A 26,332-nucleotide genomic window follows, 5' to 3' on the forward strand; every position below is an offset into this window, starting at 1 on the left:
AGAGTGTGCTTTTATGGAATATAAGGTTTCGATCGTAGTTCCCGTATATAACGCAGAAAAATATCTGGACAGGTGCATGAAGACTCTCCTGGAGCAGTCTATGCCTAAGGGAGAGTATGAGATCATCCTTGTAGATGATGGCTCACCTGATGAGTCCGGGAAAATGTGCGATAACTATGCAAAGAACTATGACTTCGTAACCGTTATACATCAGACAAATGCCGGGCCGGCAGCAGCCAGAAACGCTGGTCTAGCGAAGGCTTCCGGCAAATTTATTGCGTTTATTGATCCGGACGATTTTATCGATAGGAAATACCTTGAGGTGGCCTATGCTCAGGGTGATCAAACTAATGCAGATATAGTTCTTTTCGACGCATATAGAGAAAAGCATGAAGGGGGTATAGAAAAGCGCGAATACTGGGGACATGCCGGAAGTGGCTTCGTTTCCGTAGATGAACAGGATATTCGTTCCATGCAGAGGCAGATACTATATCCCTACATGGCAGCAACAGCAGGAAAAATACCCTTCAAAAGAAACGTTCCCCTGGCTGCACCTTGGGATAAGCTATATCGCAGGTCCTTTCTTGGATCAAACCATCTTACATTTCCGGCTCAGTTAAAAGTCCTTGACGATATGTGCTTTAATTTCAAGACTTTTGGTATGGCGAAAAACATTTCCTATATCCCGACTCCACTCTATCACTATCAGGTTGAAGCAACATCTATAACCAATAGCTATCGCGAAGATCGTGTACAGCAGGATATTCAGGTGTTCAACTACCTAAAAGAACAAATAGATGAAATGGGGATGGACAGAGGAGAAGATTCACTTTTTAAACAGGCTTTATATGCACGTATAATAAAAAGTTTTGTCATTAGCTTAAGACTTTATTTCCTGAATCCGCAGAATCCCAAAACAAAGACGCAAATAGATCAGGAAATAAGAACCACTATAGAATCTATGCCATATAAGCAGGCGTTTGATGGTATTCATTTATTAACCCTTGAGCCTAAACTGGTAATAGCCACAATGGCATGTAAGGCAAAGAATGTCAGACTTTTAAGATTATTATTTAAATTACAATATAGATAAAATTATAAATCGCATGATTAAGGTAGGGCCAATCAATGATAGTTGTTCTATCAGTCGCAATGCTTGTAGTTCCGGCTGTTTTCTCTTTGATTATTCATATGTGCTTACGTCACGGCGAGGTTGATCGAGGAAAGTTGATTTTGCTTTTCTTTGTGTATTTGGCACTGATTAATTCTGTTACTTATCTTGTGTCGTATTTCAGAGGGATAAAGCATCTTGATTTTGTGGGAATGACCACCAGTTACAGACTTAAGTATATGGGACTTGGGTGCGTTCTTGGATTCCTTATGCCCTTTGTAGTATGCCTTCTTACGGAGGATATCATTACTATTGGTGGATTTGTAAGGTATATTGGCAGATTTTTCAAGGATATCAGAAAGTATCTGCCCTATGCCATCTGGTCAGCCAAGGCGGATCTTCAGGCAGAAGTTGCAACGTCCTACCTTAACTGGATGTGGTGGCTTATTGAGCCTGTATGCTCAATGCTGATATATACGCTGATATTTGGCGTGGTATTCCATGCATCGGAGGATTACTTCACTGTGTTTGTCTTTGTGGGGATATCCATGTGGAGTTTCTTCTCCAGGAGTCTCTCAGCAAGCGTAGATATAGTCAGATGGAACAAGGATATTGTCACAAAGGTGTATATGCCTAAGTACATTTTGCTGTTGTCAAAGATGTTTTCTTACTTTTTTAAAATGCTGGTGTCCTTTGGAGTGATAATCCTTATGATGATCTTCTTCAGGGTACCGATCAGTATAAATGTGTTGTGGTCGATCCCTGCATTTGTGCTGTTATTCCTTTTCACCTTCGGCGTCAGCTCCATCATGATGCACTATGGGGTGTTTGTGAGTGATCTGGGCTATATCACAGGCATTTTGCTGCAGATGATGATGTATCTGACAGGTGTGTTCTATTCCCTGTCTAATCAGGTACCTGAACCCTACGGCATCATCCTGGAGACCTTTAATCCGGTGGCGTATGTAATGTCTGTTATGAGAAATGCCCTGTTGTACAGGACTGCACCGGATATCAGCACAATGGTGCTTTGGCTCATCGTTTCTCTGGTGCTGATTTCTCTTGGAGTCTTCACGGTGTACAGCAACGAGAATTCCTATGTGAAGGTGATCTGATATGGCGAGTACAAAACAGAATGCTATAGAAGTTAATAATGTCAGTATCAGCTATAGGATCCTGAACAACACATCAATCAGAAAGACACTCTTCAAAAAGAAACAGCGAAACGAAGTTTTTGAGGCAGTAAAGAACGTTTCCTTTGAAGTGGAAGAGGGTGGAATTCTTGGCATAATAGGCAAGAACGGAAGTGGTAAATCGACACTCCTTCGTTCCATGGCGGGTGTTTTTTCACCAAACTCCGGAACAATAGATCTGCATGGCCATTCTGTATCTCTGATGGCGCTGGGAGTGGGATTTAAGCAGGAACTTACAGGAAGGGCCAATGTTATGCTCTCTGGACTTCTTCTAGGATTCTCTGAAAAAGAGGTACAGGAGCGGATGGAGTCCATCGTGGAATTCGCGGAGATAGGGGACTTTATAGACCGCCCTGTCCGGACATATTCAAGTGGAATGCACTCCAAGTTGGCCTTTGCCATAACGGCCATGCTGGAGACAGATATCATGCTGGTGGACGAGGTGCTCAGCGTCGGCGACGAGAGATTCCGACAAAAGAGCATGAACAAGATGCGGGAACTGATCCTTGACGACAGCAGAACAGTTGTCATCGTATCTCACGATATAGCTACGTTAAAAGAACTTTGTAACAGGGTGCTTTGGCTCCATGACGGAGAGATAAAGGATATTGGGGAGCCTGAGCCCATACTTGACAGATATGCAGAATTCATGATGCGAGGGGAAGATGTCTGATACTACAGATAAAACAATAAAGATTTTTGTATCACATACTGCCGGAAGCAACAATCAGACCATTGACAATCCGCTTTTTGTGAATGTTAGGGGAGGGGCAGTTTTTGATAAAAGAGATAACGTAGATATGCCGGGTGATGATACCGGGGATAATATTTCGAAGCTTAACAGGCATTTTAGTGAGTATTCGGTCATTTACTGGGCATGGAAGAATCAGGACTGTGACTATTACGGCCTTTGCCACTACAGGCGCTTTTTGTCATTTACGGAAAAGAGACTTAGCACTTCAGGACTTCGTCAGGTGAATTTTGATGGTCTTACCCCTGCAACGGAAAGAGAGGCCGGTCTTGACAGTGAGGAGCAGATAAGACGCTTCATTGGTGATGCTGACATGGTTGTTCCAATGGAGCACGATGTGGTGAAGCATGATTGTAAAGACAACAGAATTAAGAATGTAAGGCAATTTTGGCTAAGGTACCATGCCTCTTACCTAAAGGATCGTGAGTTTGATCTTATTCTGGAACTGATCCGGAAACACAACCCTGAGTACTATCAGGATGCTCTGGATTATATGAACCAGCTTAACTTCAGGGGCTTTAATTGTTTTGTTATGAAGAAGGCCCTTTTCAACGAGTTTTGTGAATATGCCTTCCCAATGCTCTTTGAGTTTGAGGATAGATGTGACAGGACCCACAATAGCCCACTTACCAATAGAAACACAGGTTATGCCGGCGAGTGGTTCTTTAGCATATTTGTATATCATAAGATGAAAGAAAGCAGCTGTAAAATAAAGGAAACACAGCTGATAGTGTTTGGAGATACTGCCAAGACAGAGCCCCTTAAGCCTGCCTTTAGCAATAATAATATTCCGATAGCTTTTGCGGTTTCAGATATAAATGCTCATAAAGTTGCAGCTACTATGCAGTCCATAATCGAGAACTGTAAGATTGGAAATAACCTTGACTTTATTCTGCTATATTCCGGGAATAACGTTGATAAGTGGAGAAATCATCTTCTGGCCCAAGAGCTTAGTGCGCTGGTTTCCATGGGAAATGGACATGAAAATGTGTCTGTAAGGGCATACAATCCCAAGAATGAAATCGGAAGACTTGAGCTTAGGAAGCATGTGAATGTAAAGCATAAGGAGAGATATTATGCCCTGATGCTGCCTTTTATACTGAAGGAATATGATAGAGCTATCTATATCAGCGACACCATGCTGTGCAAGAAGGATCTTGGTGAGCTGATGGGGCATAGTGGTGGAGCAGTTTTGGCCACCTATGACCTTAACTATGTGGCTATGGTCAATGGCTATATTCAAGGATATGGAGAGAAGATGGCGTCAAGGCTTGGAATACAGGACCCATATGCATGCTTCTCATCGGATATTATTGCCTACGACCTGGAGGAGGCCAGGAGAGAATACAGCCTTGATAAGGTGGTGGATAAACTTCTGGAAAAGACCAATTATGACAGCCAGCTTACCACCACAGAGGCTTTCAATCTGGTGTACGAGGGTGGAATTAAGCCTGTTTCCCAGGGGTATAATGCCTTTCTACCGCTGGAGCCTGACTACTATGCCATAACGGAGTACATTCCTGAAGAATACGATAAAGGTGCCGAGGATCCCATACTTGTAAATCTTCGAGGAATGCATCAGGTTATCAGGGACTCCAAGCTGCTGGTGGTTAAAGAGTACCTAAGCTGTGCAAAACGTACCCCTTTCTATGAGGAACATCTGCTTGATATGTCCTATTCTTCTATCTTTAAGAAAGAGAAGAAGATAGTAAAGAGAGTTTATTTCAGCCAGCTCAACAACGAATATATCGCGGCTCATAAGACCGGTGAGCAGGCCTTTGCAGATAAGCTTTTCCCTATGGGAAGTCCGCTTCGAAATGCCATTGATACAGCCCTGCCAAAGGGGTCTAAGCGTCAGGAAATGGTGAAGAAAGTTATAAAGGATATAAGAAATAAATGAATGTTAAGAAGCTTATAAGGCCAATAGAATATGTCCTTATTGTGGCTACTATACTTGAGTGCAGTTCGCTGTATTTAGAGATCTACCAGAATCCCTTTGTTGCAGATATGGCAGTGTTCTTTTATGGTGTCATCATCGCGGTGTTGGCTGTGGATGTGGCGCTGCATTTCGTGGCGTATCCCGTCAGTAAGAAGGAAGTTTTTGGTCATCTTGCGCCAATTGGAGCCATATTGGGGTATGCTGCAATCTTCTATGGCGTAAATGTGTCAAAAGCAGCAGAGGATTGGATCAAGTGGGATTTTGTTAAGAACTTCATGGTGGTCCTGCCGCTGTTCCTGATCCTTATGTGGTTCAAGCAAAAAGCTGGGGAACCTTTTGAACTTTTTTATAAGCACTCCGATGTTGTATGTGTCTATAGCTTCTTTAACCTGATTGTTTTCCTGTCAGGAATTCTTAATGGGGCTTCCATGCCCTCAGACACCGTCTATTCCAAGTGGTCTACTAACCAGGTGTCGGTTAATTTCTATAATCTTGTCACTATACATAATGGAACAGCATGGCAGATAGCAGATATTCCGCTCCTTAGGAACTATGGAATATTTGTTGAACCGCTGCTGTTTTCAGTTCCTTTGGTGACGGCACTGTTTACCGAATTGTTCCTGAGAGGAGAGGATGATAAGTACAGGTATTATAAGGCGCTGCTTCTTTCTCTGACGTTACTGTCTTCCCAAACTACCATGGGAATGATGATAATGGCGGCAGCCTGGGGACTTAAAGCCATACAGCTCAGCGTAATTAAGAACAAGAAATTCTATATTATCCCTGCAATCCTTCTTGTGGCCGCTGCTGTGGCTTTTCTTTACTATGAAAAGAAGATCATGACCTATGATGCAGAAAACAGCGGATCAATCTACGCACACATTTTGGATTTCAAGATAGGTTTCAGGGCATTCTTTAATAGTCCGGTATTCGGAGGCGGTTACCAGAATAACGACTATATCAACCAGTTTACCCCTGAAGAAATAGGATATAGGGGCTTTAGTAATTCTATCGCAATCATCCTTGGCCAGGGTGGGATTATGATGGGGCTCATGTGCATATTCCCTTTCTTGGTTTCCTTCTCAAATATTCTAAAGAAGGGGAAAAGACATATCTTCCTATGGACGATAGGTCCTTTTGCTGTATTTGTAGTGACACTGGTTCACTACCATGTGTTCCTTATGCTGCTTTTGGCCTTCGGGATCTCCCGGATCAGTAGATTTGCTTATGATTGTGATGCAAAAGATATATCGGCTGAGGATTCACGGAAGACAGAAAACCCGAACTTCGGAGGTGCCGGGGCCTTTAATATACCCAGGATTCCTTCGATTGTAGTAGTTCCGGCCTATGTGATACTGGGAGCTTTTATGATCAGGTTTGGTGCTCCTTTATGGAAAGGGATCTACTACCTTCTTCGTGTTCATCAGTGGAGTATTGGCCAGTCAGCAATTAAGGCATTTTTTTTCGCTCTTATGGTGACGTTAAACGCAGTGGCAATCTCCGGATCGCTCAGTAGAAGAAATGCTAATATTTGCACCACTCTGCCCGTGGCGCTGAAGACTGATTCAGAGCATATAGATGCTGCAGCTGTCCTTTTGGCTGACTTAATTTATCTGCTTTTCTACAACTACTTGTACAGCGTGCTGGACACATTCTTTTCCATAAATAACTGCTGGAATGGCGTCACAGAGGGAATCATCCTCTTTGTGATATTCCTTATCATCTACATCTGCTTATATTACACAATAAGTTCGGTTAAAAGAGCTAAGAACCTCAGCGGATATTTCCTGGCTCTGGCACCGGCTCTTTTGCTGACGGTAATTACTATTGCTTTTTCATCGGTGTTCGGACAGTACACATATCTTGTAAGTGAGTATCTGGTGGCAGTAAGGCTGGTGACAGAGTGTGCAACTGGGAAGGTATATACAGTGGACAGACCGGCTCTGTTCCATATCGCAGCAGGTGGTATTTCTTATGCAGGAACAAGAGACGGGGGCTTTGATCCCTGCAGCAATACCACAGTCATATTCAAAAAAGGCAGCCTTTATAACTACAAGGAGCTATTTGACGCTGGGTATCAGGTTACAGAACTGTCTGACAGCGTCATGGCCTATTCAAATGACGCCGGCGTAATAGAGGGGCTCAAGGATCAGGGCTACAGCTGGTACAGATATTATTTTTATGAACAGAAGATTAGTGTTGAACATCTTGCTTATATTAATGGCCTCGATATGACAGAGGAGGGAGCGCTTCTGCTACAGGGGCAGGAGGGTTCTGTCATTGACAGTCCCGAAATGATAATACAGAAGGGCAAGTATACCCTTAACTGCGCTCTATCCATAGACAGGGGTGCCTACAGCAAGATTCCCAAGGATGTGGTAATAGCTACACTCAAGGTCTGCAGGAAAAATGATGATGGAGTGGTAAATGCCAGGGATATAAAGCTTGGGGAGTTTGACGACAGGGGACAGCTCCTGGCGCAGCTGCCTTTTTCATCAGGGGGCATAACAAGGGATTATGAGATAAATATCCTTGCCCTGGAAGAGAATGTGCTGAAGGTTTCGGATTTGGCTCTTTTGGAGACTCCGGACTATATTACGGTCAGCAGGAGCGATGTGTATGGCCATGCTCTGAGAGAGGCATATTACAATAATGACAGCACCCCATATACAATGAATGAGGGCTACAGTGCCATAGAAAGAGACTATGACCTCAGGGGCAGAGTCTATGGTACGAGGTACTATGACGGCGATGGGGAGAGGATGATCATAAATGGAGGTTATTCCGGGATCCGTTACAGCTACAACAGGCAGGGAAGCGTCATAGAGGAGGAATACTTTGATACTGAGGATAAGCCCCAGAACCTGGTATCCGGGTATTCCAAGGTCAAGTATGAGTATGATGATAAGGGAAACCGTGTTGTCTTTTCATATTTCGATCAGAAGGGTAAACCTGTACTGATAAAGAGCGACTATGCAGTTCTGAAGAGATTCTATAATGATGATAAGCTTGTAATCAGGGAGGAGTATTACGATACAAAAGGCGAGCCTATCTGCAACAGCAGTGGCATCGCTGCCCTGGAAAGAGAATATGACGAGAATAAAAGAGTAATATCAGAGCGGTACTTTGGTACTGATGGGGAGCCTTACGCCAGCCTTTCAGGATTTTTTGAGATCAGGTATGAGAGGGATGAACAGGGCAGAGTAATCCTGGAGTCCTATCATGATGAAAATGGAAACAAGATGACCTGCACCGGCGGATACTATGCCTTAAAAACCGACAGAGATTCTTCAGGAAATCCCATAAAGTCCACCTATCTGGACGACGACGGAGAGCCTGTCCTTAACAGCGGTAAGATTGCTTCCATCTCAAGGACTTACAACAGTGAGAACTACGCCATAAAGGAGCAATACTACGATACGGAAGGAAATATCGTACTGAATACTTCAGGATACGCAGGAGTATTAAGGGAATACGACTCCAAGAAAAGAAATTATAAAGATACATATATAGATGAGAAAGGAAGGGTAAAGGCCAGTACCTCAGGTATCGCCAGTGTTGTAAGGGAATACGACAGCAATAATCGAAATGTGTGCGAAAGTTATTACGATATTAATGGCAATCCGGTGCTTAACACGTCAGGCATTGCTCAGGCCTTGAGAGAATACGATGAGTACAACATGACTACGTATCTTTCCTATGCAGATACTGAGGGTGAAAGTGTGGCCAACACTTCCGGGATATCAGCCATAGCATACAGCTATGATGAACACTGGATCACCACCTGTGAGAAATACTTCGATGTGGACGGCAATCCTGTGCTTAACACCAGCCAGTTCTCGGAAATCCGCAGGGAGTACACCAAAAGGCGCATGACCCGGGAGGAATATTACGACACAGAAGGAAAGATAACAGTTCACAGTAACGGAACCTCAGGACAGTTAAGGGAATACGACAAATACGGAAATCTCGCTAAGGTAACCTATATTGACGCTGAGGGAAATCCCGTACTTAACACTTCCGGCTATGCAATCACCACCAGGGAGTATGACGCAGTAAGGAACTGCACTGCGGAGTATTTCTATGATGTTGACGGAAAACCTATAAACAACACCTCGGGAGTTTACGAGATCCACAGGACCTTTGACAGAGACAGAAATACCACAGAAGCCATAAGAAAAGACGTTGACGGAAACCAGCTATGACAAAAGAAAAAAGCTTTGACAGAGATAAGTTCATAAATGCCCTGGATATTGTCATCCTTTTGGGACTGGCAGTCTATGTGTTTAATACTGCCATCAGCACCACAACCTTTATGATTCATTTGCCCCAGGAAGTACTTAAGGTGCTGATGATCAGCCTGACAGCTGTTTCTGCGGTTAAGATTATCCTCCTTGGAAACTACAGCTACAAGTGGATGAGCATTCCTCTGGCAGCAGTCTACTGCATAGTAAGCTACAACACGGGATATGAGTTCATGCTGTTCATAGCTCTTTTCACCGTGGGACTGGTTGGGATAAATTACAAGAAAATTCTGGCTGCATTTCTTATCCCCTCGGCAATGGTGGTGTTTCCTATGCTGTTTGCTTCCTTTAGCGGAGCGATACTTAATCTGGTAAATGCTGACGGGCTTGTTAACAGCGCCTGGGGAAGCTGCTTCCACACTGAGATGGCAAGTGCCCTACTGTTCCTTCTGCTGCTTTCCTGGGTTTACTTAAAGAACATCCCCGATGTGCTGTTCCTTATTCCGGGAGGACTTGTTCTTATAATCTCGGCCTTTGAGGCCGGATCCAGGACAGCTACAGTTCTGTCTGTCACATTCCTTGGATTCATCTTGTTTAAGATCCTGGAGGACAGGCTGGAAAAGAGCGGCCCGGGATATGACTGGCTTGAGAGGACCGCAAACTGGATCGTCCGGTTTTCTTTCCCGGTGCTTTTAGTTTTTATGATAATAATGGTTACCCTTTATAAATCCGAGAACTCTTTTGCCCTTTGGTATAACGAACTTTCTCAGAACAGGCTTGCCCCTGCAGCTAAAATGCTGGAAGAGTGGGGAATAAAGCCCTTCGGGACCTTTTTTGAAATGTCGGGAAACGGATGGAGCACCTTTAAGGCCCTTGAGTATACTTTTATAGACAGTTCCTACCTGCAGCTCCTTATCAGGTATGGACTTGTCACAGCTCTTTTTGTGGCGCTGATTTGGTCATGGATGAGTGACAGAGTTTTAAGAGCCGGCAACAGGCGAATGGCTTTTGCAATGCTGCTGATTGCCCTGGACAGTGTAAGCGAGCAGCACTTTGTTGAGCTAAACTACAACATCCTGCTGGTGATGCCCTTTGCCTTTATGGAAACCAAAGAGAAAAACGAAGATGCCACCATGACAAAGTGGCTTGGGGACCCAGTGACTAGGAAGTTCAGATCAACCCAGCTTCTGGCGCTGGCCATTGGCATAGCAGTATTTTGTGCCTTCCTTCCCACAGTTTTCTCTTATTACAGGACCATATTTAACGGCTTTGGTATGACTGATGGAAAGACAGTCATAGACGGCGTTCTGGTCTACGCCATATCACTGGTGTCGCTGCTGGTATTTGCGGCTTTTATCTGGTTTTTCAGTAAGCTTATAGCCGGGGACGCCCTGGAAAAAACCATCAGTAAAAAGTACCTGCTTCTTACGGTTACTTCAGTGTTATTCATGCTGGTAGGATTTCTTGCGGTGGACAGCATGGTGGACCGGGTTTACAGGGGACTTTTGGACTGCATAGCCGGAGAAGCAGAGATAATAACGGACATAACAGCCCATTCAAAGGGGAAAGTATATATGGACAGATATCCTGAGGCTTACAAGAAGCAGTTTGCAGCCATCGACAGGTCTTTTTATGACGGAGAGGACCTTTCCAGGAAAAGAAATACTACCCTGATAGTGGATGCAGATGATGATCTCAACTGTCTCTCAAGAGCAGGCTATGCCTATCTTCAGATATCACCTTACGATGCCATTTACACGAATGATGAGAGCGTAAGGGCACTTCTTGAAGGGGAAGGCTACGCATTTACCTCAGTTAACAGCAAGGTTCATGACATTGACCTTAAGAAGGCAGCGTCCATCAACGGACTTAAGAGTCTCGAAGATGGAGGCATGCTTGTTGAGGGAGAGGGAAGATCCCTGGTATTTGGTCCCTTCCTGGATCTGTATCCAGGACACTACCAGGTGACTTACAACCTAAAGAAGCCTGCTGAAACAAAGAGCAGCTCTGATGCAAAAGAAATACTTGGAAATATCCGAATCAGCTCCTACTGGGGAAAAAACATCATAGCAGATATCGACATTACTGAGGAAATGTTTGACGAGAACGGGCAGTTGAAATGCCAGATGAACTTTGAGGGAAATGGGAGAGGATACGAGTTTTTGCTGTTTATGAAGGGAGATAATGCCCTGGAAGTAGAAAGAATAGCATGGCAGCGACTTGATTAACGTACATAATGAACGTATAATCGAATATAGGGTTATTATTCGAGGGGAAATCTGATCATCGTTATGAAAAACGTTCCAAATACTTCCAGACGAAATAGCAAGTATGTGTACAGATTTTTCTGTGCTGCCATTTTGACGGCCATCGCTACCTGTATCTTCTATAACAAGTGGTTCAATTTTGTGGCAGTCAATAATACTACCGGTTTTCTTCTTGGGGCCGGAAACCTTATTATGGCAGCAGGCATTTATATGGGCATATACATGATCATTGGCAAGTGGCTTCACGCCTTTACTATTGGCGTTGAGCGCAAGAGCAGTATCATGGCGGGACAGGTGCTTACTCTTTTTACTGCAGCAGTTGCCGAGATTCCGCTTTCCTGCGCTATAACCGGACAGTTCAGACTGTTCCTAGATTTTCTTGCAGTATATTTTTCTATGTTTTTGATACAGGTCCTGGTGGTGTGCTTCTTTACTTTCGTAATGGTGGACATTTACAGGATTACCTTTCCGCCGCTCCGTATCCTGGAGATATACGGGGACCACAGGGATGACCTGAGTCACAAGATAGCAGGACTTCACTATAAGTATGAGATAGCAGGCACTATCCCTGCATCAGAGGATGAACAGGTAATCAGAAGCGCCCTGGAGAAGTACGATGCAGCACTTATCGGCGACATTCCTTCCCATGACAGGAACAGGCTGGTGAAGCTGTGTTTCGAGATGAACAAGAGGGTTTACTATGTTCCGAAGATATCTGACGTAATGGTCAAGAACTCCCAGGAACTGAACCTTATAGATGCACCTCTTTTTCTTAATAAGAATAATGGAATGGGGCCCATAAGGCGCTTTGTGAAAAGAGCTTTCGACCTGATATTGAGCCTTATCGCCGCTATAGTTGCGAGTCCTGTGATGCTGGTCACAGCTCTTTTGATTCATCTTGAGGATGGAGGACCGGTGTTCTTCAAGCAGGAGAGGGTCACCATCGGCGGAAAGAGGTTTATGATCCTTAAGTTCAGGTCAATGATAGTTGATGCGGAGAAGGATGGAAGACCACATCCTGCCGGTGAAAAGGATGACAGGATCACCAGGGTAGGACATTTCATCAGGGCCACCAGGATTGATGAGCTTCCCCAGCTCCTTAACATCATCGCGGGGGATATGTCCATTGTGGGACCCAGGCCCGAGAGATGGGAGCACGTGGAACTGTACTCCAAAGAGATCCCGGAGTTTGTGTTCAGGCTTAAGGTGAAGGGCGGACTTACAGGCTATGCCCAGGTTTATGGCAAGTACAATACAACGGCTCTTGACAAGCTGAAGCTGGATCTTTTGTATATAACCAATTATTCGCTGCTTCTGGATCTTCAGATCATTTTCCAGACGGTTAAGATTCTTTTCCTGAAGGAGAGCACTGACGGATTCAGTGAGGAAACGAGCCAGAAGATGCATGATGCTGAGGTGGCAAAGTCACCGGATGTTTTCTGATATGAAATAAAGGTAAGGTTGGGACGACAAGATGGATTATGGATACGAAAATGAGATAGATCTTATAGATCTTTTGCATTATCTTCTGAAGAGATGGCGCGTGATCGTGATTGTGGCGCTGATAGGAGGCTGTCTTCTTGGGGGATATAGTGCTTACAAGCAGGCCAGGCCTGAGAAGATGCCTACCGAGGAGGAGAATGAGGCGGCCCTTGAAAAGGCCAGGGATGGTCTTTCGGATATTGAAGTGGCTGAAGTTGATTCTCTGTCAGCGATGTATGACTCTTACGTGAAAGTCTATGCCGAGAAGGAACTGAATGGTCAGAAGTCCATCCGTCTTAACATGGATCCGGAGCATGTTCACACCGGTGCATCAACTTACGTTATCAGCGATTACTACGATAATAAAGGCATTTATACTGTTGAAAGTCAGAATGCAGGTAATATTGTGGCGCTGTATTCAGAGCTTTTGACTGATGATAAGACTATAGACATTATTAAGGAAGCGACAGGATGGGGTGTGGACAGGCAGTATGTTAGAGAGCTTTACAGCGTGTCATCTGCCGGAGTGAGTCTCCTTAGGATATCAACAATTGCCCCGACACAGGATGAGTGTCGTGTCATCATTTCTGTCTTGGAGGACAGACTGGAGCAGGTAAAGCCTGAAGTACAGGCCAATGCTCCTCATGAGATAGTAAAGGTCAATGACAAGTACTTTGAAGATTATTCCAGTGGCATTACAGATGCTCAGAAGGCTCAGAGTGACACACTTATTTCTCTCAAGAATACCATGAGAAATATTCCGGATAAACTGACATCAGGGCAGAAGACTTATTATCAGGAACTCATCAAGCAGCATTATCCTGATGAGATTATTGAAAAGGAATTCAGTGTGTTTGGGCTCATCAAGTATGTGCTCATCGGTATCGTGGCCGGTGTTTTCGCTGTTGCCATGTGTTACTGCGTATACTATGCCCTGAGACAGGTGCTCAGGACTTCAGATGACTTCAGATCTATGTTTAACACAAGGGTTATCGGCACTGTACAGTATGATGAGGATGAGGGAAAAAAGAAGTTCCTCTCCGGCTTTGATAACTGGTTTGATAAGAAGTTTGACAAGAGAGAAGGTATCCTTCCAGCAAATGATGCTGTGAAGATGATCGTATCTGACATCCTGGTAAATGCTAAAAAGGACGGCATCACAAAGCCTATGATCATCAGTACAAGCAGCCACGATGCAGTTAAGAAGGCTGTTCAGGAAGTGACTGCCGGATGCAAAAAGGATCTTGAGCTGGCTGTGGGCTCGTCGGTCCTGACAGATTCCGAATCACTCAACAAACTTTCTGAGGCAGATGGCGTCATCATAGCTGAGAAGGTTCAGGAATCAAGACTTGCCGATATAGCAAGGGAGTTAGAGACCTGTAAGAAGCTTGGAGTAAATGTTATGGGGACCGTTGTGGTCAAGTAAATAAATATGATGGTAAAAGCGGGAAGGATTCCCGCTTTTAAGCTATGTGAAATGGGGAGATGTTTGGTATCTTCGGGGAAGATATAGGGAGTGTGTGCCCGGATGATTTAGGTTGTCACGGCATGAGTGCAAAAATTGATACTTTAAGGGAAACAGATATGTACGATTTCAGTCAGGATCCAAGGTTTGATGGAATAGGAAAAATACAAGGCAAGTGTCTACTTTCTTCACCGACAATGCATGGTGACGAGGAAAAGTATGTTCACGAGGCTTTTGAGTCAGGATGGGTAACCACTGCAGGAGAGAATATCAATAGACTCGAGGAAACGGTGGCAGACTATGTTGGCGTTAAATATGCAGTAGCTTTATCGGCAGGTACAGCAGCGCTTCACCTTGCCACTAAGCTTGCCGGTGAGAAATTGTATGGTCAAGCGAGACCTGACTCTGGAACGTTGGCAGGCCATAAGGTATTCTGCTCAGATGTTACATTCGACGCAAGCATTAATCCTGTGGCTTATGAGGACGGCGAAGCGGTATTCATCGATACAGAATATGATACTTGGAATATGGATCCGGATGCACTTGAAAAGGCTTTTGATATGTACCCGGAGGTAAAACTCATTGTGCTGGCGCATCTCTATGGTACTCCCGGAAAGATGGAAGAGCTTAAAAGGATAGCAGATGCACACGGAGTACTGATAATAGAAGATGCTGCCGAATCCCTAGGCGCCAAGTACAAGCTTGCTGGAAAGTGGGTGGAAACCGGAGCTCTTGGTAATTATAATTGCATCAGCTTTAACGGCAATAAGATTATCACCGGAAGCGCCGGCGGAATGTTCCTTACAAACTCCTTAGAGGATGCTAATAAAGTCCGTAAGTGGTCAACCCAGAGTAGGGAAGATGCTCCCTGGTACCAGCATGAAGAGATCGGTTACAACTATCGGATGAGCAACATCATCGCGGGGATAGTCAGAGGACAGATGCCATATCTTCAGCAGCACATAGAGCAGAAGAAAGCTATTTATGAAAGATATAAGGAAGGGCTCAAGCACCTGCCTGTCAGAATGAACCCTTATGATGAAAAGGAATCACAGGACAAATATGCTTACATGGAGCAATGCGTTACAGATGACTCAATAGATAAAGTTTTGATTCTGTCAGATCAGCTCTATGCCAAGAAAGCAGATAAGCGTGAGGGAGGTGTAGGTAAAGAGACTACAATAATTTCACCGGAAGCGAAAAAGTGCCTGTCACGGTGCCCATTCTGTGAACAATTTTAAACAATACAACCAAATGCTATCGGCATGAGTAGTGTGATTGGTTGGATTTTTAGGCTTTCGAAGAATTCGCATTAGTGTAGAAAAGAAGACCTGATTTAGAATATCTTTTGACAAAGGTGCACGGAAAAACAATCATTGCATGTGGATCATATGTTCGATATAATTTTTTTGTGCCACCTGTTTTCGGTAGGCGGTTGGCTCTTTGCCAGGTGTAACCTGAGAACTCTCAAGCGTTTGGAGGGATGCGAATGGGAAATCTGAAAGAGAGCAAACTTGGTGATAGAAATTGCGATAACTCTTGTGAGTATTGTAGTTACGGTTATCAGCATCATCGTGACGATCATCAGTATTTGCAAGACTGACTCAAAAAAATAAGCATCAAAAAAGACCGCTGAATCAGCTCGGCAAAAGCTGCGGTCTCTTTTGATTGTAGTTGTTAACTGAGCCATCCGTCTATCGGGTGGCACTCTTTACAAGAAGATAATAACATATTTTAGTGCTAAAGCAAATAAGAAATTTGGGGGAGATGCAATGAAAGTACAGTCGCTTTTTGATATTATTGGTTCTGATTTTTATACGGGAGTACCAGATTCACAGCTTAAGGCGCTGTGCAATTTTTTGATGGATAAATATGGAATAGATCCGCACCATCACATTATTGCTGCGAATGAAGGCAACTGTACGGCACTTGCTGCCGGTTATCATCTGGCAACCAGAAAGGTTCCGGTAGTTTATATGCAGAATAGCGGAGAGGGAAATATAATTAATCCTGTTGCATCTTTGCTTAATGATAAGGTTTACGCTATTCCATGTATTTTTATTATTGGTTGGCGTGGAGAACCTGGAATCCATGATGAACCTCAGCATATTTATCAGGGAGAAGTTACTGTTAAGTTGCTTGAAGATATGTGCATAAGCTCTTTTGCCATCGGATCTGATACTACTGATGAAGAAGTGAAAGAGAAGATGGATGAGTTCCGTTCAATACTCGCGGGTGGAAAGGATGTTGCGTTTGTAATCCGTAAGGGAGCATTAACAGATGCTCCGAAGGTGAACTATCATAATGATAATGTCATGACTCGCGAAGAAATCATAAAGCATATTGTGGCAGTATCAGATTCTGATCCAATTATTTCCACAACCGGAAAGGCTAGCCGTGAGTTGTTTGAGACCCGCGTGGCCAATAACCAGAGCCATAAATATGATTTTTTGACAGTAGGTTCCATGGGTCATTCCAGTTCTATAGCTCTCGGTGCGGCTCTTAGTAAGCCAGATGTTAGATTTTGGTGCATTGATGGTGACGGTGCTGTATTGATGCACATGGGTGCAATGGCGGTGATAGGAAGTAATAAGCCAAGTAATCTGATTCATATTGTTATTAACAACGGAGCCCATGAAACTGTTGGTGGAATGCCTACAGTGGCATCTAATATTGATCTTGTTAAGATTGCAGAGGCTTGTGGTTATCCTTATGCTGCTTCTGTAGACAACTTTGATGATCTGGATAAAGCGCTTAGGGATGCAAAGGAGAAGGATGAACTGGTATTTCTGGAGGTGAAGTGCTCAATAGGTGCGCGTGAGGATTTGGGAAGACCAACGACTACAGCGTTGGAGAATAAACAGAACTTTATGGAGTATGTGAAAGGACTGTGATAGGTTTTTTACCTGGGATACAGAGGTACCGTGTACTTCCGAGAACATTGGTACCGTGTACTCCGAACTTTTTGTGAACGAGATATGGTGCCTGTCACCAATGTGGTACACTTTTCGTCAACTTAACAAGAATAAGTATACCTGTTTAAGCAGGAATTACTTATCTCCCAGCAGATTTGTATCATATTTTCAAAGCACCAACGTTTGAGCCTTTTATTTTTGCATGGCAAACAGACCTGAAGTGATTCAGGCCTAAAGAATCCTCATGTACGAAGCATCAATTAACAGGTTTTCTGTTTGGAAAGTGCTTTCGGCAGACAAGTTTTCTGGTTTTTCTTCTGAATTTTCTGCCGGGGACTATCTGAGATCTGACCTTAAATGCATCGGATACTATCTGGTCAATGTATTCCGTTTGAAGTATGTTACATAGCATCTTTGGAATGGCTTTCTTTAATCGACCGATGATGTACGACCTGTTAGCCTGATATCGGCATTTGCCTGTTGTGGTCATGCTTTCATCTATATCATCATCAACTTTGTTCTTTATCAGTGAAGTCAGATTCGACATGAGCAGATTTATATAGAACTCTTGAAATACAGCAGTTTTGGTTTTTCCACTGTACTCTTCAAGAAGGAATTTTTCTTTTAACTCCATGTACTTACCTTCAACTGGCCAACGCAGAAAGTATAGTTCACAAGAACTGGGTGCCTGTCTCCGCTCAAGAACAATCATGCAAAATGATTGTTTGTGAGCAGATTTGAGCGCGCATTTCTCGTTTAGAGTGCTCATACTATGGAGATTTGTCTCTTACTGGTTTTATGTTTATTTGGATTTAATATGAGGTTTATTCCGATATAATAAAGGGATGATATTATCTAAACAAAACATATTTTAGTTCATCAGATGGAGAGTTGATAAATGTCAGAACTTTCGGAAGAATACCTTGCTAGATTTCATGAACACATAAATGCTGGAGGGAAGTCGAGAACAAGCTGTTCCTCACAGCTTGGGTCTGCGAGACAATATCAAAGAGGAAACATTTGCTATACACAGAGATAGTCTTCACTGTACTCAGAGACAGAGAAAGAAGAACAAACAAATGACAACGAAATTGGCGAGAATAGCGGAATTATCCGCGCAGAATCCAAACATGGTCTTTACATCCATATCCCACATGATAAATGTGGAGCTTTTGAGAGAATGTCATAACAAGATGGATGGAGACAAAGCCGTAGGAATCGATGGAGTTACCAAAGAGGAATATGGAAAGAAACTGGAGGAGAACCTTGTAGAACTCGTAAGACGGCTCAAGAATAAGTCATATAAGCCGCAACCTGCAAAAAGGGTTGAAATACCAAAAGGTAACGGGAAAACCAGACCTTTGAGTATCTACTGCTACGAGGACAAACTCGTCCAAGAACGACAGTGGTGCCTGTCACCAATGTGGTACACTTTCCGTCAACTTAGTAGGAATAGAAATACTGCTTTAAGTTAATGTGTATCATCTACCAACAGATTATATCATATTGAATAGGCAGCTATGTTTTCTTCTTAATGTTATCGCATGACAAACAGACCTGAATCATATCAGGTCTAAGAAAAACTCATATATGATGTATCAATTGACAGGTCTAAGGTTTGGAAAGTGTTTTCTGCAAACCAGTTTTCTGGTCTTTCTTCTAAACTTCCTGCCGGGGATTATCTGTGACCGAACTTTGAATGCATCGGATACTATCTGATCTATGTATTCTGTTTGCAGTATGTTACAAAGGATCTTAGGAAATGCTTTCTTTAGACGGCCTATAATATAGGCTCGGTTAGCTTGATACCTATACTTGCCAGTTGTGGTCATGTGTTCATCTATGTCATCGTCGACTTTGTTTTTTATCAGAGAAGTCAGATTTGACATGAGTAGATTTATATAGAATTCTTGAAACACAGCAGTTTTAGTTTTTCCACTATACTCTTCAAGAAGGAATTTTTCTTTTAACTCCATGTATTTGCCCTCAACAGGCCAGCGGAGAAAATATAGTTCGCGAAACATATCCACAGACATAGCTGTGTCAAATATGTTGGTTCCAAGGTACTCGCGAGATCCATCACTTAGAATAACCTCTAAGACTCTTATCTTGATATCTTCAGTGCCTGTTTTGGAATTTCCTGGCAATATTGCTACAGTATCACCATGGCAGGAACGAACCATTTTGAACTTTTCACGGAGTCTCATAAGGCAGAGATACCCATTTGATACACAGTACCTGAACATATCTTCTGAATAGTATCCGCGGTCAAAGACGATTACTGAGTTTTTATATATGTTTAAGTCTTCTAGCGTTTTTAGGTGCTCTCGTGCTGCAGCTCTTTCAGACCCAAGGTATTTATGAAGAGATGCATGGACTATATAATCATCGAGAACATCATAGACAATAGAAGCTAGACCTGAAGAAAACTTCCTATCTTTATGCGGATAAGTGAACATCTCACCAAAGAAATCAAAGTTTGATGGAGAATTAGGAACTTCTATCTTTGAGCCATCAATGGCAAAGATATGATAACCATGCCATAGCTTTCTCTTCTTGAGATTTTTGTAGAAGATATCTACCGAAAGAGTAAATAAATCTTGGAACAGACTGGGGCTAATGAACTGACGAGCTTTGGATACAGCCTGCTTTGATACTTCAGGAAAATTTGATGGAAGCAGGTCATCACGTATAGCGGAAAGATTCTGATACATAGATGCCTTTGTAGTGTAGAATAGATATGTTACCAGATGGAGCATTGAAAGTTTGCGCTTTCTGATGAAGTGGTTCTTTTCCCGGTGAGCTTCCAGGCAGTCCGGAGAAGAGAGATATTGCTTGATCTTTTGGATGATGAGTTTGCAGATTTCATGTTTTTCCATACGTAACCTCCTAAATTTGCGTGATCTTGATGTGTTTCGCGGCCACGAAACAACATCTCCTATTGATCAAGGGCCGCGTAGCGGCCGCAAATTTTAGGAGCTTTGTCAAGCGTTTTTTAATAAATAATCAATATTTTTTTGCATAACAAAAAAGCCGCAAAGCCAGTATTTATCTGGCTTTACAGCTTAAGTTGACCACAGTGGTGCCTGTCACCGTGAAAATTCTGTGAACATGATGTCAAATGAGCCACGATGAGAATGGTGTAATTCTATGAAGAAAAATGAAGAGTATACGCTATATGTAAGGAACATGGCTATAATAAAAATGCGTATAAAAAGTATTAAAAAAATAAGAAAACATATGATTTCTACGGGATACTCTTTCACAGATATAGAATATTGTGTTCTTCAAATCCGAAAAATCCTAGAATTAGTGGCTCTTTCTTCGCTTATATCAGATTACAAAGTATATGAAGAAAAAATGGACAACATATATAAGATGTGGAAGGCGGATCTGATTATAAAGGACATAGAGAGGATTAATCCACAGTTTTATCCGGAACCTACGCTTACAATAAAGAAAGCAGGTGAAATAGATAGGCTTGTTATGACCAATAAGGAGTATCTTACTAAAAAACGCTTTATTGAAGTATATAATAAATGTGGCAAAATGTTGCATTCACATAATTTAATGAATGGTGAAAAAAATATTACGGATTTATATTTACAATATGATTTATACTTAGAAAAGTGGGTTGAATGGATTGAAAATCTATTAGAGAATCACATTGTTAATCTGTATGAGACGGGCAAAATTCTCTATATTGTAATGGGCGGAGATAATAATGAACCTAGTGGAAATGTCTGTGAGGCCCAAGGGATTTATGAGGAACTATCCCAAAGTGAAAATGTAGACTAAACATTAGTATCGCGTACTCTGAAAAGGTATAGATATATGTGCAAAAGATGTTGGATGGCAGTTTTATTATGAGCGAAAGGAGCCGACGTATTATTTGAATACATATGTATGGTGTGAAGATTCAAAATCTGGATTTGAGTTTTGGAAAATGGTTTTTGGCGCACTGTATGCGAAATTCATTGTTGATACCAAGAGTAATAATACTGAATTATGTAAAGCTATTTCAAAACTTGTTGACGAAGACAATAAGTATTATGTGCTAATGGATAATGCAATTGATAATCCAGATGTGTTGAGAGAGGCACAACGATTATATTATGCCACTAAGGACAAGAAAAACGTATCGATAATAAAGGTGCATTCATTTGAGTTTGTACTCCTATCATTTAAATTGCTAGAAAAATGGATGTTTGCTGAAGATGATGAGTTAAAAGATAAGCGAGCAAGACTATTTGAAATAAAGGATATATTTGTTGATCTGGTCTGCAATGGTGGGGATAGCAGTACATTATCTTCGATAAAAGAAGAACTTGATTCAGAATCATGTAACACGGAGCAGTTGTCTTCTAAATTGCTATTTCAAATAACTAGAAATACAGGCTTTGAAACCGGGAAGGGCAAACTTGGCGATTGCTTTGTTGTGGACTGCTGCGATTGGAAAGCCAGAGGCGATGACGACAACTGCGGTCTGGATGAGACAAGACTGACTTCTGATAATAAGATCAGGCAAATAGTTGAAAACTCTGTTTTAAAGGATGCTTTTGCGAAGGCGGGTTTATAGATGATAAGGGTATATAAGAAAAAGACAATTCCTAAGGCTGTAGATGTTATTAGGATGAATGATGTGTTTTTTAACCAAAATACAGCAGAAATGCTTGATGAAAGAGCAAGGGATATCATAAGACGGATTGATAAGTCAGAGATGATTGAGAAGTATACAATTACTTCAAGATTTGACGGGACGGCTCTTAATATTGACAGGCTTTCCACCGGATGTAAGACAACATTGAATATTATGTATAATCTAGACAAGATATTTGATATTTCAGAATGTGGAGAAAATGCCCTTGAAGTAATATATTCATTAGATGAAGGGCAGATTTATTGCGATTATCCTATGATTGCTTTTAATATGCAAGAAGTTGAAATAGAGGATGTTGATGGCGTTCGCGCGATTAGTGATTATGAAGAGCTAAGAGAGTGGTGGAAAAATGAAGATTAAACCAATCATTCTTGATAGGATTACAACTAAACATACAAATTATTATGTTGATTTGATGCTTGATTCGAATGTTACGTTTGTGGCAGGAGATTCCGGTGTTGGAAAGTCGGCGGTTTATTCTTTCTTACAGGAGTATTCGTCAGAAGATAAAAGGGTAAGGTGCCTTAATTATCTGGATTACAATAAGCAATATAAGAATGCAATAAAGAGTTCAAAGGGAAAGCTGTTTGTTATTGATAATGCAGACCTTCTCCTCGATGATAAAATGAGGCAGCATATAGCTTTGGATAATTATAATCAATATATTATTATTGGGAGAAACCCTACAGCTTTGATGTTATCACAAGATGAAATACTGGAATTAGACAGCAAGAATAGTGATGGGATTACGCATTTTTATCTTAAGAAGGCATTTGGTGATAGATAATTATGAAATGAAATGCTGAAGTGTTATAAGTCAAGGAGACTATATGAGACTGATTATCATTGGTGCCGGAGGATTTGGAAGAACCGTTAGGGATCTTGCGGAGCAGAGTGGAAAGTATGAGAAGATTCTTTTCCTTGATGATGCTGCAAGTGGGGATGGCAATGAAGTTGCTGGTAAGGTCAGTGACTTCAAGAATTTCATTGATGATGACACGGAGTTCCTGGTTGCTTTTGGGAATAATGAGTTGAGGCATAAAACCTTGGTGGATATTGGTGAAGCTGGTGGGAAGATTGGGAGTTTGATTCATTCCACGGCGTATGTGAGCCCTACAGCATTAGTTGGGAGACAGTGGTGCCTGTCACCAATGTGGTACACTTTCCGTCAACTTAGTATGAATAGAAATACTGCTTTAAGTTAATGTGTATCATCTACCAACAGATTATATCATATTGAATAGGCAGCTATGTTTTCTTCTTAATGTTATCGCATGACAAACAGACCTGAATCATATCAGGTCTAAGAAAAACTCATATATGATGTATCAATTGACAGGTCTAAGGTTTGGAAAGTGTTTTCTGCAAACCAGTTTTCTGGTCTTTCTTCTAAACTTCCTGCCGGGGATTATCTGTGACCGAACTTTGAATGCATCGGATACTATCTGATCTATGTATTCTGTTTGCAGTATGTTACAAAGGATCTTAGGAAATGCTTTCTTTAGACGGCCTATAATATAGGCTCGGTTAGCTTGATACCTATACTTGCCAGTTGTGGTCATGTGTTCATCTATGTCATCGTCGACTTTGTTTTTTATCAGAGAAGTCAGATTTGACATGAGTAGATTTATATAGAATTCTTGAAACACAGCAGTTTTAGTTTTTCCACTATACTCTTCAAGAAGGAATTTTTCTTTTAACTCCATGTATTTGCCTTCAACAGGCCAGCGGAGAAAATATAGTTCGCGAAACATATCCACAGACATAGCTGTGTCAAATATGTTGGTTCCAAGGTACTCGCGAGATCCATCACTTAGAATCACAAGCCTTCAGATAAAAGTGCTTACAGGGATTGTTTTGATAAAAGTACAAAGTATGCACATGAGAAAGAGTGGCGTTTTGCACTGATTCCTGATTAAGAGAAGGCAAAGGCGTTGGCAAAGAAAGATCCGGATGGTAGTATCCCATATGATGAGCATACTATATTCTCAGTTGGTGACTTGAGCACTATAGCTGAAGAAATAGATGTAGATACATTGTTAGACGATCCAGGTAAACTATATAAGGATGATAAGGGACCATTCAAGGCTGTTGATAAGATGACTGTATCTGAAGAGATACGTAGAAAGCAGCTTGACCACATTCATAAGGAACTTGGAATAGGAATTCCTTATCATGCTTATCCTTGGCAATATATTGGTTGGGCTCCGAGAGAGGCTTTTAGAAATAAGGTTATTGAACTCGGGGGCGGAATAAAGCCTGTAATTACGATTGGTGCTGACACGTAGAAAAGGTTTGTAGACAATGAACCGTAAAGAAACTATTTCTGTTGTAGAAGAATACATAAAAGATGATTCTGCGCATTATGCCATTATGATAACAGGTCCGTGGGGATGTGGTAAGACGCATCTCTATAAGAATTATCTGATAGATGCGATCAACGGACATGAGATTGGCAAGAGCAACAGAAGGTATAACGTATACATTTCTTTATATGGGATTTCAACAATTGAAGATCTTTCAAAGGAATTGCTTATAAAGTTTTTTAGTGTCAAAGCCTCAAAAGGAGAAAATGATTCAAATACGGCAATTATAGCCGTGGATGGTATTTTTAGCATAGTAAGTAAGAGCGTATCTTTTCAGTTTATGAGCCAGAGCAAGGCTGTTACGTTTGATTTTTCCAAGTTGTATGAGAAGATTCAAAAAATAATAAAAGAAAAAAACCTGGTGATTTGCTTCGATGATCTTGAAAGATGTAGCATTCCTATCAATATGCTATTTGGAATGATCAACAATCTTGTAGAACAATGTAATTGCAAGGTTATTATACTTGCAGATGAGCAGAATATCGGGAAGATGTATGCCAACACAAATGTTGAGAGCAAGTATCAGGCTGTCCTCATGGGTGGGAGGAAGGTTACTAATTCCACAAATGATAAGAATGACAAGAATAACTTGAATGGGAACATCGAAGAAATATCAATTAAAGAATTAAAGGCATTAAATGAACAGGTCTTTTCCGAAAGCTTTTTGTACAGGGATATAAAAGAGAAGATTATCGGGGAAACCATATATTATTCACAATCGCCAGAAGAAACACTTGCGGATCTTTTGGAAATGCCACAGTAAAGGAAACTTACTTCGTATCAGGCATTTCTGAAGAGTGAGTCGAAACTTATAATTAGTGAGTTTAAGCGTCCATCACAGTCGATCAATTATCGAATGGTCAAAGTATGGATGAAGAAGTTTAAGCGTATCTACGAAGAATGCATCAAGAATTATAGCAAAGAAAAATATCTGGTTGACCTTCTGGAAATATATATAAAGAACAGTATTGCAGAAACATTTTCGCATCTGTTAGATATAGAGCTTATAAGAGAGAATCATTATCATAGCAGAACCATAGCCTATAGCAAATATGGTGATGAAATAATTGCTCATGATTTTGTGAGGCAATGGATTGTCAATTCTTCATGGCAGCGGAAACCTTTTATAGATGCATGTTATGAGATTTTGGATTATCTTGAACTAGAGGCAGAGCGTAGTGAAGACCACAAAGCGTCTATGGGAATCTATCTTTCGAAACTGAGTGATTGGATGGATTTTTCTGATGATGAGGTAAGAACATATATTGATAATCTTATAGACGAGGTTAGTCTGGATAAATATGATTATTGGGATTTCTTCAAGATATTGGACACGTTGTTATTCTTCAAAGATATGGGATTGTTTAATGGGGCAATTGAAGAAGTGGTCAAGTTAATGGAGGGCTATATACAGAAGTCTACCACAAAATGTATTGAAAATCCTTTCAGGCTGTATTCGGAATCGACTAATAAAGTGCGCGTGGATCAGTATTACTTACCATTAATGAAAATGGCAAAAGAACATAATGATAAGTTGAAAAAGAACAGCGCTAGGGATAAAGGAACATTTGATAGTGCAGATATGTTCTGTAAATACTGCATACAGCATAGGGATGATTTTTTGAATGATCGAAGTTTTATTAATTTTTTGGGTAGAGATTCCATTCTTGAGCTGATAAAGAATTCTTCTGGTAGGGAACAAAATGAAATGGCGAGTGCTTTTCGCTATGTCTTTAAGTTTTCTAATGTGTGGGAGTACTTTGGGCATGAAATAGATGATTTTAAGGATATAAGAAACGAGCTGGCACAAGGCAATTATTTTGGAGAGGGTATAACTGACGGTCGGAGAAAGAATCATTTTATTGAGATAGTGGATGAGATTATTGAGAGGTTAAAGGTTCCCTCGACGGAATGAGGCCAAAGATTACGGGATTGTTTT

The 26,332-nt window shown here is 41.6% G+C and carries 22 protein-coding genes; 19 read left to right on the forward strand and 3 right to left on the reverse strand.

What is annotated here, in order from left to right:
* The first annotated feature begins 13 nt into the window (after positions 1-13).
* The 10 genes from BO18_RS09775 to aepY all read left to right on the forward strand — a co-directional run bounded on the left by BO18_RS09775 (position 14) and on the right by aepY (position 17,346).
* Positions 14-1,093 (forward strand): glycosyltransferase, encoded by a 1,080-nt coding sequence (locus tag BO18_RS09775; protein ID WP_034445744.1) that lies wholly within the window; start codon positions 14-16, stop codon positions 1,091-1,093.
* A gap of 140 nt (positions 1,094-1,233) precedes the next feature.
* On the forward strand, positions 1,234-2,226 hold the full coding sequence (locus BO18_RS09780) for an ABC transporter permease (protein WP_242856544.1): 993 nt from the start codon (positions 1,234-1,236) through the stop codon (positions 2,224-2,226).
* Position 2,227: 1 nt separating this feature from the next.
* Positions 2,228-2,977, forward strand: a complete 750-nt coding sequence (locus BO18_RS09785; RefSeq protein ID WP_034445746.1) for an ABC transporter ATP-binding protein — start codon at positions 2,228-2,230, stop codon at positions 2,975-2,977.
* The gene (locus BO18_RS09790; RefSeq protein WP_034445748.1) at positions 2,970-4,955 is read left to right on the forward strand and encodes a DUF4422 domain-containing protein; all 1,986 of its coding nucleotides are present in this window, start codon (positions 2,970-2,972) and stop codon (positions 4,953-4,955) included. The genes BO18_RS09785 and BO18_RS09790 overlap by 8 nt, the downstream gene beginning before the upstream one ends.
* Complete coding sequence (locus BO18_RS09795; RefSeq protein WP_034445750.1) at positions 4,952-9,199, forward strand: RHS repeat protein; 4,248 nt, start codon at positions 4,952-4,954, stop codon at positions 9,197-9,199. Before BO18_RS09790 ends, BO18_RS09795 begins: the two co-directional genes overlap by 4 nt.
* On the forward strand, positions 9,196-11,466 hold the full coding sequence (locus tag BO18_RS09800; protein ID WP_034445752.1) for a hypothetical protein: 2,271 nt from the start codon (positions 9,196-9,198) through the stop codon (positions 11,464-11,466). Before BO18_RS09795 ends, BO18_RS09800 begins: the two co-directional genes overlap by 4 nt.
* Before the next feature lie 63 nt (positions 11,467-11,529).
* On the forward strand, positions 11,530-12,948 hold the full coding sequence (locus BO18_RS09805; protein ID WP_034445754.1) for an exopolysaccharide biosynthesis polyprenyl glycosylphosphotransferase: 1,419 nt from the start codon (positions 11,530-11,532) through the stop codon (positions 12,946-12,948).
* A gap of 31 nt (positions 12,949-12,979) precedes the next feature.
* Positions 12,980-14,413: a hypothetical protein gene (locus tag BO18_RS09810; RefSeq protein ID WP_034445756.1), complete on the forward strand. Its 1,434-nt coding sequence runs from the start codon at positions 12,980-12,982 to the stop codon at positions 14,411-14,413.
* Positions 14,414-14,571: 158 nt separating this feature from the next.
* Positions 14,572-15,693, forward strand: a complete 1,122-nt coding sequence (locus BO18_RS09815; protein WP_207643567.1) for a DegT/DnrJ/EryC1/StrS family aminotransferase — start codon at positions 14,572-14,574, stop codon at positions 15,691-15,693.
* Between the two features lie 531 nt (positions 15,694-16,224).
* The gene (gene aepY, locus BO18_RS09820; RefSeq protein WP_034445758.1) at positions 16,225-17,346 is read left to right on the forward strand and encodes a phosphonopyruvate decarboxylase; all 1,122 of its coding nucleotides are present in this window, start codon (positions 16,225-16,227) and stop codon (positions 17,344-17,346) included.
* 277 nt (positions 17,347-17,623) lie between these two features.
* On the opposite strand, the gene BO18_RS09825 is transcribed toward aepY, so the two are convergent.
* On the reverse strand, positions 17,624-18,001 hold the full coding sequence (locus BO18_RS09825; protein WP_034445759.1) for a hypothetical protein: 378 nt from the start codon (positions 17,999-18,001) through the stop codon (positions 17,624-17,626).
* A 445-nt stretch (positions 18,002-18,446) separates the two neighbouring features.
* Between BO18_RS09825 and BO18_RS09830 the strand changes: the two genes are divergently transcribed.
* Positions 18,447-18,842: a hypothetical protein gene (locus BO18_RS09830; RefSeq protein WP_330379498.1), complete on the forward strand. Its 396-nt coding sequence runs from the start codon at positions 18,447-18,449 to the stop codon at positions 18,840-18,842.
* A 123-nt stretch (positions 18,843-18,965) separates the two neighbouring features.
* On the opposite strand, the gene BO18_RS09835 is transcribed toward BO18_RS09830, so the two are convergent.
* Positions 18,966-20,246, reverse strand: coding sequence for an IS4 family transposase (locus BO18_RS09835; protein ID WP_034445760.1), 1,281 nt, complete (start codon positions 20,244-20,246; stop codon positions 18,966-18,968).
* A 271-nt stretch (positions 20,247-20,517) separates the two neighbouring features.
* Here BO18_RS09835 and BO18_RS32630 point away from each other — a divergent pair, with 271 nt between their 5' ends.
* From BO18_RS32630 to BO18_RS09860, 5 genes are all read left to right on the forward strand, one after another.
* Positions 20,518-21,165, forward strand: coding sequence for a hypothetical protein (locus BO18_RS32630; RefSeq protein ID WP_051688630.1), 648 nt, complete (start codon positions 20,518-20,520; stop codon positions 21,163-21,165).
* Between the two features lie 94 nt (positions 21,166-21,259).
* Positions 21,260-21,946, forward strand: a complete 687-nt coding sequence (locus BO18_RS09845) for a hypothetical protein (RefSeq protein ID WP_034445762.1) — start codon at positions 21,260-21,262, stop codon at positions 21,944-21,946.
* A complete protein-coding gene (locus tag BO18_RS09850) occupies positions 21,947-22,387 on the forward strand; it encodes a DUF4869 domain-containing protein (protein WP_034445763.1) in 441 nt (146 codons plus the stop codon).
* Positions 22,377-22,814, forward strand: coding sequence for a hypothetical protein (locus tag BO18_RS09855; RefSeq protein WP_034445765.1), 438 nt, complete (start codon positions 22,377-22,379; stop codon positions 22,812-22,814). The genes BO18_RS09850 and BO18_RS09855 overlap by 11 nt, the downstream gene beginning before the upstream one ends.
* A 43-nt stretch (positions 22,815-22,857) precedes the next feature.
* Positions 22,858-23,232: a PglD-related sugar-binding protein gene (locus BO18_RS09860; protein ID WP_051688631.1), complete on the forward strand. Its 375-nt coding sequence runs from the start codon at positions 22,858-22,860 to the stop codon at positions 23,230-23,232.
* A 123-nt stretch (positions 23,233-23,355) separates the two neighbouring features.
* Here BO18_RS09860 and BO18_RS09865 read toward each other — a convergent pair whose 3' ends face one another.
* Positions 23,356-23,733, reverse strand: coding sequence for a hypothetical protein (locus BO18_RS09865; RefSeq protein ID WP_051688632.1), 378 nt, complete (start codon positions 23,731-23,733; stop codon positions 23,356-23,358).
* 228 nt (positions 23,734-23,961) lie between these two features.
* Between BO18_RS09865 and BO18_RS09870 the strand changes: the two genes are divergently transcribed.
* The 3 genes from BO18_RS09870 (at position 23,962) to BO18_RS09880 (ending at position 26,308) form a co-directional block, all read left to right on the forward strand.
* Entirely contained in the window at positions 23,962-24,315 is a 354-nt protein-coding gene (locus tag BO18_RS09870; protein ID WP_034445770.1) for a hypothetical protein, read from the forward strand.
* Between the two features lie 16 nt (positions 24,316-24,331).
* Positions 24,332-25,156, forward strand: a complete 825-nt coding sequence (locus BO18_RS09875) for a P-loop NTPase fold protein (RefSeq protein WP_034445772.1) — start codon at positions 24,332-24,334, stop codon at positions 25,154-25,156.
* Positions 25,157-25,264: 108 nt separating this feature from the next.
* Positions 25,265-26,308 (forward strand): hypothetical protein, encoded by a 1,044-nt coding sequence (locus BO18_RS09880; protein ID WP_185752395.1) that lies wholly within the window; start codon positions 25,265-25,267, stop codon positions 26,306-26,308.
* Positions 26,309-26,332 lie beyond the last annotated feature (24 nt).

The sequence above is a fragment of the Butyrivibrio sp. AE2032 genome, from assembly GCF_000702965.1.